This is a genomic window from Paraburkholderia sp. BR10923 (genome assembly GCF_040948765.1).
Lineage (GTDB): Bacteria > Pseudomonadota > Gammaproteobacteria > Burkholderiales > Burkholderiaceae > Paraburkholderia > Paraburkholderia youngii.
Window position 1 is genome coordinate 348,511 of sequence record NZ_JBFPKO010000007.1, and the last position, 11,932, is coordinate 360,442.

The window sequence follows — 11,932 nt, forward strand, 5'->3', positions numbered from 1 at the left end:
TGCCCAATCGCAACGCGACAATTACGCAACGAGTCGCAATCCGACCATCACGACATCGATCAGCTTGATCCCGACAAACGGCACGATCACGCCACCCAGCCCCCAGATCAGCAAATTGCGGCGCAACAGCGCGTCTGCACCGAGCGCCCTGTACTTCACGCCCTTCAGCGCGACAGGAATCAGCAACGGGATGATCAGTGCATTGAAAATCACAGCCGACAGGATCGCCGAGGTCGGCGAATGCAGATGCATCACATCCATCGCAGCAAGCCACGGCAGCGTACCGGCAAAGAGCGCTGGCACGATCGCGAAGTATTTCGCCACGTCGTTGGCAATCGAAAACGTGGTCAGCGCGCCGCGCGTCATCAGCAACTGTTTGCCGATCTCGATCACTTCGATCAGCTTGGTCGGATCGCTGTCGAGATCGACCATGTTGCCGGCCTCTTTGGCCGCCTGTGTGCCGGAGTTCATCGCGAGACCGACGTCGGCCTGAGCGAGCGCCGGCGCGTCGTTGGTGCCGTCGCCCATCATCGCGACGAGCTTGCCTTCGCCCTGTTCCTTGCGCAAATAGACGAGCTTGGCTTCCGGCGTGGCCTGGGCGATGAACTCGTCGACGCCCGCAAGCCGCGCAATCGTCGAGGCCGTCCATTCGTTGTCGCCAGTCACCATCACCGTATGTAACCCCATCTTGCGCAAGTGCTGAATTCGATCGCGAATACCGGGCTTGAGGATATCTTCGAGCAGCACGACGCCCGCAATCTCGTTGCCGTTTGCAACGACGATTGGCGTCGCCCCCTGCTCGCCGGCTTGCCGCAGAATCGCATCGAGGCCATAGGGCACCTCGCCGCCGCGCTCGCGAACCCAGGCGACGATCGCGTCGGGTGCACCCTTGCGCAACATCCGCCCGTCAGGCATGTCGATGCCGCTCATGCGGCTCTGCGCGCTGAAGGGAATAATTTTCGGTTCGTTGTCTGCGTCGGCAGTACCGTTAGCCGTTGCGTAGGGCGCCGGCGGCGACGAGACGGAGACGATGCTCCTGCCTTCAGGCGTTTGATCTCCGTACGATGCAAGCGCGGCGAGCCGCTTCAGTTCGCTCTCGTCGGCGATGCCGACGGGCAGGAAGGCCGTCGCGCGGCGATTGCCGATCGTGATCGTGCCGGTCTTGTCGAGCACGACCGTGTCGATATCACCCGCGACTTCCACGGCCTTGCCGCTCTTGGCGATGATGTTCGCGCGCAATGCGCGGTCCATGCCAGCAATGCCGATCGCCGCGAGCAGTGCGCCGATCGTCGTCGGAATCAGACAGACCAGCAGCGCGACGAGCGTGGGCACATCCGTGCCCAGGCTGTGCAGCGGCTCCGACAGGCCCAGGTAGCTGGTCATGTACTGCTCGGCATTGAGCGCCATCGGCCACAGCGGCACGACGACGATCAGAAAGATCAGCGTGAAGGCCGACAATACGAGCGCCAATGCGATTTCGTTCGGGGTGCGTTGCCTTACCGCGCCCTCAACCAGCCCGATCATCCGGTCGAGGAAGGTCTCGCCCGGATCGGCCGACACGCGCACGGTGATCTCATCGGACAACACCGTCGTGCCGCCCGTCACACCCGAGCGGTCGCCGCCCGCGTCGCGGATCACTGGTGCCGATTCACCCGTGATGGCGGATTCATCGACGGAGGCCGTACCTTCGATGACGTCGCCGTCGCCGGGTATCACCTCGCCGGCCCGTACGACGACGACATCGCCGCGCTGCAGCTTGATGGAAGACACGGTCTCGAACGTGCCATCGGCGCGCAGACGGTTGGCCACGGTATCGTGCCGCGCGCGCCGCAAAGCATCGGCTTGTGCCTTGCCGCGCTCCTCGGCAATCGCGGTCGCGAAGTTCGCGAACACGACGGTGAGCAGCAGCCACGCGAACAGCGCGATGAAATACGTCAGCGGTGCCACGCTGTGCGCGATACCGAACGCAATCTCGAGGATGAACACAAAAGTCAGCACCGCGCCGATCTCGACGACGAACATCACCGGGTTTTTCCACTGGATGTCCGGTCTCAATGCGATCAGCGACTGTCTGAAGGCCATCGCCAGCAGTTCGCGGTTGAACAGGTGTCCGGTCGGCTTGCGAGGCGGCCGTGGGCCACTCGCAATGGGCGGCACTGCCTGGGGTGCAAGCTGGGTCGAGTTCATGATGAACGTTCCTTTATGCTGTCGTGATGTGCGTGCGATATCTATCCGCCGAACGGGATCGGCCCGAGATGATTGGCAAGCGGTCCGAGCGCCGCGGCTGGCAGGAACAGCAATGCGCCGACGATGACGATCGTGCCGAGCAGCAGGAAGCCGAATGTCGCGGTGTTGTCGCGCATCGTGCCGAGCGTGGCCGGTGCGACCTTCTTGCGCCCAAGGAACGCGGCCATCGCGATCGGCGCGACGATCGGCAGGTAGCGCGAGAACAGCATCACGAGACCCGTCGCCGTATCCCACTGCACGGCAGTGGGCGCGGGGTTCGGATTGGCATTGAGCCCATAGTTCGTCGACAGGCCATCGAACGCCGAGCCGTTGTTCGCGGACGCGGACGAAAATTGATAGGTGATTTCGGTAAAGCCATGCGCGCCCGGATTCGCTTCTGCCTTCGTGCCCCAGTCGGTCGCCGAGAAAAGCCCTGTCGGACCAAGTATCAGGATTGGGTGCACGAGTAGCGCGATCATCGCGAGCTTCATTTCGCGCGCGCCGACCTTGCGCCCGAGATACTCGGGCGTGCGTCCCACCATCTGACCGGCGAGAAATACGCCGACGATCAGGAACAGCAACAGATTGATCATGCCCACGCCTTTGCCACCGAACACGCAGTTCAGCCACATGCCGATCAGCGGCGACAGCCCGGCGAGCGGATTCAGGCTGTCATGCTCGGCGTTGACCGCGCCGCAGGTCACGTCGGTCGTGATCGCCGCGAACGTCGCCCCGGCCGATGTGCCGAAGCGCAGCTCCTTGCCTTCGAGGTTGCCGAGATGCTGTTCGACTGGCAACCCCGCCACGGGCGGTATCGTCAGCGTCCGGTTCGTGCCTGCCAGCGTGTAGGTGCGCGCAACCGCGTGCGCCGTGAACGCGGGGTTGGGCTGCAGCGTGTCCCAGTAGATCGCCCAGCCGATGAGCCCGACCATCATGGCCAGCATCACACAGTAGATCACGACCGCGTGACGCAGACGCGCGAGCATCCGTCCGTACATCAGCACGAGCGAGAACGGAAAGATCATCATCGCGAGCGTGGTCACGCAGTTCGACAGCGCCGTCGGATTTTCATAGGGATGGGCACTGTTCATGCCGTAAAAGCCGCCGCCGTTGGTGCCGAGCATCTTGATCGGAATCACGGCTGCCACCGGACCGACGATCAGCGTCTGCTGCTTCGCCTGGCCGTTGTCCGCCGTGCCCATTGCCGCCGGCTCGAGCGTCGTCACCTGCTCGGCGCTGGCGTACGTCATCGGCATGCCTTCGTGGATGAAGATCGTCCCGACGACGAGCGCAATCGGCACGAACATGTAGACCACCACGCGCCACATGTCGACGAAGAAATTACCCACCAGATGTTCTCCGCGCAGTGCACGGATGATCGCAGTCAGGGCGCAAAGCCCCACGGCGGCCGACAGGAACATGTTCGGCAGGATGAAGAAAATCTGGGTGAAGTTCGAGAAATGCTGATCGCCCGAATAGTGCTGCAGATTCGTGTTGGTCATGAACGAGATGACCGTATTAAAGATCGTCGAGGGAGCAAGCATGCCGCGTCCAAGCGAATTGAGCGGCATCAGCGGTTGCAGCGACAGCACCACGAAGCCGAACACGAACAGCGCAACGTTGAAAATCAGCAGCGCAATCGTGTACTGCTTCCAGTCCTGCGCGCCGCTGTCGAGCTTCGCTTCGAACCAACGCAAAAAGCGCGGCGCACGATAGTGTCCGTCCATGATCCACGTCATGTAACGGCTAAGCGGTATCGATACGGCGATCGCCGTGACGAGAATAAGCAGCGGCAGGGTCCACATGGGCCACCCCCACGGAAACGGAATAAAGAGCGTGCGTGTCCTGTGGGCCGGTCAGAACCACTCGGGCCGGATCAGCGCAACGAACAGATACACGAACGTCAAAGCGGATATCGCAGCAGCAAGCCAGGCCATGATGGTCTCCTCAGATACGCTCGCACGCGTCGACAAACAGCAGGCACAGCACGAGGCTCAAGAGCCCGAGCCCGAACATGAGCGGCAGCCAGACCAGCAGGTTCATGGCACGACTCCTCGTCAGAATTTTCATTGCAATACCGATCCTCACCGTGTCACGCACGGTGCGCCCGCCTGTCCCTGCGGGTTCGCTACAGGTATAGAACGGAGAAAATAAAAATGGCGTAAATCCGGGGAACTGCAGACGTATAGAAAGTAGCGACGTGGCGCCTCACCACACTCTTTACGACATTTTTTCTTGTGGCACGCGGGGGCCGACCCTAGACTGCGGACAAGTAACGAAGTCTGGAGAGATGTCATGTCGAGGCCACGTACAACAAGCGCAAGACAGCTACCCCCGGCCCACATCAAACGGGGTATTCGCAACGTGGTGCTGAGACGCTTCGATCCGTCGCGCGACTCGTACGTGCAGCTCACCACCATGCTGCATCTTGCGTTTGGGCGTCTCGGCAAGATGGGACTGAACTGCACCTGTGTGGATCAGGATGTGGCGATCACGACGAGGCGCGCGCAGGCGGGGGACTGCTTTGTGGTGGTCAGCGACGAGAAGGTGATCGGCACCATGACGCTGTACGCACCTGACAGCGAATCGGCCTGCGAACACTTCCATCGGCACGACGTCGCGACGATCCGGCAACTGGCCGTCGATCCGTCGTGGCACAACCGCGGCATCGGCAAATCCCTGCTGGCATTTGCCGAACACTGGGCCGCAACGCGCGGCTACTCGGAGCTCGCCCTCGATACACCGTATCCGGCTGCACATCTCGTCGCCTTCTATCGCCGACAGGGATTCCGCATTGTCGACGCGGTGCGTTTCGCCGGAAAGGTCTACGAGAGCGCGATTCTCAGCAAGGCACCCGTGGTTGCGCGAACACTGGCTGCGTGGACGCATCAGATCGCGCTTCCTGACGCTCAGTTCGTCCGCTTTGCCGCTTGAAGTGCATCCGTATGCATGAACCCCCGCGGCGCGACGGCAATCAAGGGCCGAACGACCCGCAGAACAGCGCTCGCCTGAAGATGGCGATGCGTGCGCGCGGCTGGCGCAAGCTCGTGCTCCTGACCGTCGCGGCCAATCAGGCGTTGACCACCGCGTTCGTGTATGTTGCGCAGCAGGTCGATCCCGGCCTGACGATGATGGACGCGCTGATCTTCAGCTGTGTGACGTGCGGGCTGGTCAGCTACTGGCTTCGGACTGACGCGCATCGTGCCTGGTGCAACGCAGTGCAGAAAGGCTATGTCGGCCCGCACCACGGCGCCAACGACGAGGGCGTGCTGAAGATTGCCGAGAAATGTCCTCGACGCTGGCTCGTTGTGCTGCACATTGAACTGAATCCGGAACTCGCAGGAACCGCCTGACTCAACAAAACAACGGTCTCCGATCCCGCATTGACGAGATTTTTACGCGGCACACTGTGGTCTTTCCATCGAATTGACATTTCACGAGCTGAAATACAGATGGAACACCGCTTTTCGATGTGCGGTGGCTGTGGGAGGGGGCATGATTGCAAGTGCGAGCTTTCAGATTGGCCTGTTCCTGGTCGTCCTGATCGCACTCGTTAAGCCGCTCGGGCTTTACATGGCGCGCGCGGCCGACGGCGAGGCACCGTTGCTTTCCCGGATTGGGCGGCCGGTCGAGCAGCTGATCTATCGCGCCGCCGGCATCGATCCGCACGCCGAGATGGGCTGGAAGACCTACGCGGTTGCGCTGCTTCTCGTGAACGCCGTGGGCCTGCTCTTCCTGTATGCGCTGCAACGCGTGCAGCAGTGGCTGCCGCTCAATCCCCAAGCGCTCCCGGCCGTCAGCCCGGATTCCGCATTCAACACGGCTGTGAGCTTCGTGACGAACACGAGCTGGCAGGGCTACTCAGGTGAAGCAACACTGAGCTACCTGAGCCAGATGCTCGGCATCACCGTGCAAAGCTTCCTCTCCGCCGCAAGCGGCATCGCCGTGATGTTCGCGCTGATGCGTGGGCTCGCGAGGCGTGGCGCGCAGACGGTCGGCAATCTGTGGGTAGACCTGACCCGCACCACACTCTATGTCCTGTTGCCGCTGTCGGCCGCGTTCGCGCTGGCATTCATAGGGCAAGGCGTGATCCAGAATTTCGACGCGTATCGCGAAGTGCACACGCTGCAGGCCGTCACGTGGCAGCAGCCAAAACTGGATGCACAGGGGCAGACCATGCACGACGCCGCCGGCAACGTGCTGCAGCAGTCCATGAGTTCGCAACAGCAAATGCTGCCCATGGGCCCCGTCGCCTCCCAGGAGTCGATCAAGCTATTGAGCGGCGATGGCGGCGGCTTCTTCAACGCAAATTCCGCGCATCCCTACGAAAACCCCACCCCGTTCAGCAACTTTCTGCAGATGCTTGCGATCCTGCTGATTCCGGCCGCGCTTTGCTACACATTTGGTGTGGTGGTCGGTGACCGGCGGCAAGGCTGGGCGCTCCTTGCCGCGATGAGCGCGATGTTCGTCGTCGCCGCTGCGATTACGATTCACGCAGAACAGCATGGCGTCACGCACCTTTTCGCGCCGAAAGCCGGTGCGACACAAAGTGCCGTCGTTCAGGGCGGCAACATGGAAGGCAAGGAGCAACGTTTCGGCGTCGTGACGTCGGCGCTTTACGCAACCGTGACGACGAGCGGAGGCGACGGCGCCGTCAATGCGATGCACGACTCGTTCACGCCGGTTGGCGGACTCGTGCCAATGGTGCTGATGCAGACGGGCGAAGTCGTGTTCGGCGGACCGGGCTCGGGTCTCTTCAGCATGATCGTCTATGCGATCCTGGCCGTCTTCGTTGCTGGACTGATGATTGGGCGTGCACCCGAATATCTCGGCAAGAAAATCGACGCATTCGAGATGAAGATGGTCGCCGTGGCGCTTCTCGCGACGCCGTTGCTCGTGCTCGTCGGCACTGCGATTTCCGTGCTGGTACCGGCTGGAGTCGCGGGTATTGCAAATCCCGGCGCGCACGGGTTCAGCGAAATTCTCTATGCGTTTTCTTCAGCGGCGAACAATAACGGTAGCGCGTTTGCGGGTCTGTCCGCCAATACCCCGTATTACAACTGGATGCTCGCCATCGCGATGTGGTTCGGCCGGTTCGCCGTGATCGTCCCGGTGCTGGCGATTGCCGGATCGCTCGCAGGCAAACTGCGGCGCTCGGCGGGTCCGGGCACGCTGCCGACGCACACCGGCCTCTTCGTCGGGTTGCTGGTTGGCACGGTCGTCATGGTCGCTTCGCTGACTTACCTGCCGGCGCTCGCGCTGGGCCCTCTGGCGGAACAATTGAGCATGGTGCTCACCCACTAGCATTGCCAGGCTTATCGATCAGCTGATGCGTGTTTGCGTTTGCCAGTTGCTCGCTAAACGGTTCACTCACTCGTCCCCCGCGGCAATTTGAAACCCGAAAAATTGCCGGTTTCAGCACTCCGGATCGGCCACTCTTTTCGAATTTACACCTTTTTTACTTCGCCTCGCCTAGTTTTGACAGTGGCGATTCCCGCTGCCTTCCGGCTATGCCGGTCAGTCATGGAGAACGAAGATGGACGTGATCTACATCGCCGGCATCGTTGTCTTCTGCGGACTTTGCCTCGCGCTCGCCAACGGCTGCGAAAAGCTGCGCCGCCGCGCATCGGGAGGCCGGCCGTGAATGCATGGATGATCTGGCTCGCCTCTGCTGCGACGCTTCTACTGCTTGTCTACCTCGTGTACGCGCTGCTGCGTGCGGAGGATCTCGAATGAACGCTCATAACACCCTCTATCTGGCACTCTTCATCGTGGTGCTGATCGCGGTCGCGATACCGCTTGGCCGCTACATGAGCGCCGTGCTTGATGGCTCATCGGTCGTTGTACGCAGGATCGGGCGACCGGTTGAACGACCTCTTTACCGGCTCGCAGGGGTTGATCCCGACGCTGAAATGTCATGGAAGGAGTATGCGTTCGCCGTTCTGATTTTCAATGCACTCGGCACCCTCGCCGTGTACGGCTTTCTGCGACTGCAGCAATGGCTGCCGGCCAACCCGCAGGGTTTTGGTCCGATGACGCCGGACGCCGCTTTCAACACCGCAGTGAGTTTCGCGACCAATACGAACTGGCAAAACTATACGCCGGAATCCACGGTCAGCTACCTCACCCAGATGGCGGCGCTCACCGTGCAGAACTTCCTGTCCGCGGCGACGGGTATTGCCGTGGCCATCGCGCTGATACGCGGCTTTGCCCGTCACACGGCGAAGACGATCGGCAATTTCTGGGTCGATGTGACCCGCACCACGCTGTTCATCCTCATACCTATTTCATTCGTCGTAGCGCTGGTGTTCATCAGTCAGGGAGCGATCCAGAATTTCAGGTCGTACGTCGACGTGCCGACGCTTCAGGTTACGACCTATCAGGTGCCGAAGACCGACGCCCAGGGTAATGCCGTCAAGGACGCGAAGGGCAACCCCGTCATGCAGGACGTCAAGGCCGACAAACAGACCATTGCCATGGGTCCGCTGGCGTCGCAGGAAGCGATCAAGATGCTCGGCACCAACGGTGGCGGTTTCTTCAACGCAAATTCCGCCCATCCGTATGAGAACCCGACACCGCTGGCCAATCTTGTTCAGATGGTGGCAATGCTGAGCATCGGTGCAGCGTTATGCATCGTTTTTGGCAGGACGGTCGGCGACCCGCGCCAGGGGTACGCGGTACTCGCCGCGATGACGATCGCATTTGTGATCGCGTGCTGGGGCGAAATCAGCTTTGAACAGTCCGGTAACCCTTTGTTCGCGTCGTTGCACGTCGATCAGGCCGCTTCTGCGATGCAGCCAGGCGGCAACATGGAGGGCAAGGAAACGCGTTTCGGGATTGCCGATTCCGGCGTCTTCACGGTTGCCACCACCTCCGCATCGTGCGGCGCGGTCATCAACGCGCACGATTCGCTGACGCCAATGGGCGGCTTCGTGCCGCTCCTGATGATGCAACTGGGCGAAGTGGTGTATGGCGGAGTAGGGTCCGGACTCTACGGGATGCTCGTGTTTGCCCTGCTGGGGGTATTCATCGCCGGACTGATGATCGGGAGAACGCCCGAATACATCGGCAAGAAGATCGAGTCCTATGAGATGAAGATGGTGTCGATCGCGGTACTCGTGATGCCGATGATCGTGCTGGTGGGTACGTCGATCGGTGTGCTGTCTCCGCTCGGCACAGCCGGCATCGCCAACCCGGGGGCACACGGGTTCTCGGAGATCCTCTACGCATTCACGTCGGCCACCAACAACAACGGTAGCGCGTTCGCGGGACTCTCGGTCAATACGCCGTTCTATAACGTGCTGCTGGCTATCGCGATGTGGCTGGGCCGGTTCGTTCCGGTTGTCGCGGTGCTCGCGATCGCCGGGTCCCTTGCGGAAAAGAAGCGCATTGCGACCACGGAGGGCACGCTGCCCACGCATGGACCGCTGTTCGTCGTGCTGCTGCTCGGCGCCGTGTTGCTGATCGGTGCGCTCACATTCGTGCCCGCGCTTGCACTGGGTCCGGTCGTCGAACATCTGTCGATGATTTCAGGTCACTGAATTCGAGGAAAGCATGACCACTTCCATTGAACCGCCTGTCCATCGTCCCGACAACCTTGGCCAGGCACGGACCGCCGCACGCTCGATGTTCGATCCGGCTCTCGTGAAACCCGCGATTGTCGATTCGTTCAAAAAGCTGACGCCTCGCACGCAGTTGCGCAATCCCGTGATGTTCTGCGTGTATGTGGGCAGCATTCTTACGACCATCCTCTGGTTGGCCGCGCTCGCCGGGCAGGCCGAGGCGCCTGCCGGATTTATCCTCGCCATTACGTTGTGGCTGTGGTTCACGGTGCTGTTTGCAAACTTCGCCGAAGCGCTTGCGGAGGGGCGCTCGAAAGCGCAGGCGGCGTCGCTGCGCAGTGCGAAGCACAACGTGGTGGCCAAGAAACTCAACGACCCGCATCCGAAAGCGGCCGTGCGCGTCATGGCATCGACCGATCTGCGCAAGGACGATGTCGTGCTGGTCGAGACCGGAGACACGATTCCAGCTGACGGCGAAGTCATCGAGGGCGTCGCGTCGGTCGACGAGTCGGCCATCACGGGCGAATCCGCGCCTGTGATCCGGGAGTCAGGCGGCGACTTTTCATCGGTGACGGGCGGCACGCGCGTCCTGTCGGACTGGATCGTGGTGCGGGTCACGGTCAATCCCGGTGAAGCCTTCCTCGACCGGATGATTGCCATGGTCGAAGGAGCGAAGCGGCAGAAGACCCCGAACGAGATTGCGCTGACGATCCTGCTGGTTGCGTTGACGCTCGTGCTGCTGTTCGCCACCGCGACGCTGCTGCCGTTTTCGATGTTCTCGGTCGAAGCCGCGAAAGCGGGTCATGTGGTGACGATCACCGCACTTGTCGCTCTGCTCGTCTGTCTGATCCCGACCACGATTGGCGGTCTCCTGTCGGCAATCGGTGTCGCGGGGATGAGCCGGATGATGCAGGCGAACGTGATCGCGACGTCGGGGCGTGCGGTCGAGGCCGCTGGCGACGTCGACGTGCTGCTGCTCGACAAGACCGGCACGATCACGCTCGGCAACCGCCAGGCGTCTACCTTCATACCGGCACCCGGCGTGTCGGAGCACGATCTCGCCGATGCGTCGCAACTCGCCTCGCTGGCCGACGAAACGCCGGAAGGCCGTAGCATCTCCGTGCTGGCGAAGCAACGCTTCAATATCCGCGAGCGCGACATGACGTCGCTGCACGCGACGTTCCTCGGATTTACCGCACAAACGCGGATGAGCGGAGTCGATCTGCCGAACCGGGAAATCCGTAAGGGCGCATCGGAAGCAGTGAAACAGTATGTCGAGGCGAACGGTGGCCGTTATCCGGCGGAAGTCAACACCGCGGTGACCGATGTCGCACGGCGCGGTAGTACACCGCTGGTTGTAGCCGATAAGCCAGGCGGTCACGACAGCAAGGATAGCGGTCCGGCACGCGTTCTTGGCGTGATCGAACTGAAGGATATCGTCAAGGGCGGTATCAAGGAGCGCTTTGCGGAACTGCGCAAGATGGGCATCAAGACCGTGATGATCACGGGTGACAACCGCCTGACGGCTGCGGCGATCGCAGCTGAAGCCGGCGTTGACGACTTCCTCGCCGAAGCGACGCCCGAGGCCAAGCTGAGGATGATCCGGGAGCATCAGGGTGAAGGACGCCTCGTGGCGATGACCGGTGACGGCACCAACGATGCCCCCGCCCTCGCGCAGGCCGACGTCGCGGTGGCGATGAACTCCGGCACCCAGGCAGCCAAGGAAGCCGGCAACATGGTCGACCTCGACTCGAATCCGACCAAGCTGATCGAGATCGTCGAGATCGGCAAACAGATGCTGATGACACGTGGATCGCTGACCACGTTCTCGATCGCCAATGACGTCGCGAAGTACTTTGCGATCATTCCGGCCGCGTTCGCTTCGACCTACCCGCAACTGCGCGTACTGGATGTCATGCGTCTGACATCCCCGTCGTCAGCGATCCTGTCGGCGGTGATTTTCAACGCGCTGATCATCGTGTTCCTGATCCCGCTTGCGCTCAAGGGCGTCAGATATCGTGCGCTGGGTGCCGCGGCGCTGCTGCGGCGCAATCTGCTGATCTATGGCCTGGGCGGCATTATCCTGCCCTTCCCGTTCATCAAGCTGATCGACATGATACTGGCCGCGTTTGGATGGGTCTAGC

9 protein-coding genes are annotated in these 11,932 nt (G+C 61.6%); 6 read left to right on the forward strand and 3 right to left on the reverse strand.

The annotated features are described in order from the left end of the window. Window positions 1-21: 21 nt before the first annotated feature. Genes kdpB (AB3X94_RS16165) through kdpF form a run of 3 tightly spaced genes read right to left on the reverse strand, consistent with a single transcriptional unit; the run spans window position 22 to window position 4,163 of the window. Window positions 22-2,187, reverse strand: coding sequence for a potassium-transporting ATPase subunit KdpB (kdpB, locus tag AB3X94_RS16165; RefSeq protein ID WP_368612075.1), 2,166 nt, complete (start codon window positions 2,185-2,187; stop codon window positions 22-24). Window positions 2,188-2,228: 41 nt separating this feature from the next. Beyond that, entirely contained in the window at window positions 2,229-4,031 is a 1,803-nt protein-coding gene (kdpA, locus tag AB3X94_RS16170; protein ID WP_368612076.1) for a potassium-transporting ATPase subunit KdpA, read from the reverse strand. A gap of 51 nt (window positions 4,032-4,082) precedes the next feature. Further along, window positions 4,083-4,163: a K(+)-transporting ATPase subunit F gene (gene kdpF / locus AB3X94_RS16175; RefSeq protein ID WP_063744721.1), complete on the reverse strand. Its 81-nt coding sequence runs from the start codon at window positions 4,161-4,163 to the stop codon at window positions 4,083-4,085. 358 nt (window positions 4,164-4,521) lie between these two features. Here kdpF and AB3X94_RS16180 point away from each other — a divergent pair, with 358 nt between their 5' ends. The 6 genes from AB3X94_RS16180 to kdpB (AB3X94_RS16205) all read left to right on the forward strand — a co-directional run bounded on the left by AB3X94_RS16180 (window position 4,522) and on the right by kdpB (AB3X94_RS16205) (window position 11,931). Next, entirely contained in the window at window positions 4,522-5,160 is a 639-nt protein-coding gene (locus AB3X94_RS16180; RefSeq protein ID WP_176109058.1) for a GNAT family N-acetyltransferase, read from the forward strand. 11 nt (window positions 5,161-5,171) lie between these two features. Next, window positions 5,172-5,579 (forward strand): hypothetical protein, encoded by a 408-nt coding sequence (locus AB3X94_RS16185; RefSeq protein WP_176109059.1) that lies wholly within the window; start codon window positions 5,172-5,174, stop codon window positions 5,577-5,579. A 142-nt stretch (window positions 5,580-5,721) separates the two neighbouring features. Then, a complete protein-coding gene (gene kdpA, locus AB3X94_RS16190; RefSeq protein WP_176109060.1) occupies window positions 5,722-7,530 on the forward strand; it encodes a potassium-transporting ATPase subunit KdpA in 1,809 nt (602 codons plus the stop codon). Between the two features lie 336 nt (window positions 7,531-7,866). Beyond that, the gene (locus tag AB3X94_RS16195) at window positions 7,867-7,962 is read left to right on the forward strand and encodes a potassium-transporting ATPase subunit F (RefSeq protein WP_008918365.1); all 96 of its coding nucleotides are present in this window, start codon (window positions 7,867-7,869) and stop codon (window positions 7,960-7,962) included. Further along, entirely contained in the window at window positions 7,959-9,767 is a 1,809-nt protein-coding gene (kdpA, locus tag AB3X94_RS16200; RefSeq protein WP_368612077.1) for a potassium-transporting ATPase subunit KdpA, read from the forward strand. Before AB3X94_RS16195 ends, kdpA (AB3X94_RS16200) begins: the two co-directional genes overlap by 4 nt. 85 nt (window positions 9,768-9,852) lie before the next feature. Continuing rightward, window positions 9,853-11,931, forward strand: coding sequence for a potassium-transporting ATPase subunit KdpB (gene kdpB / locus AB3X94_RS16205; protein ID WP_368612097.1), 2,079 nt, complete (start codon window positions 9,853-9,855; stop codon window positions 11,929-11,931). Window position 11,932: the final 1 nt, after the last annotated feature.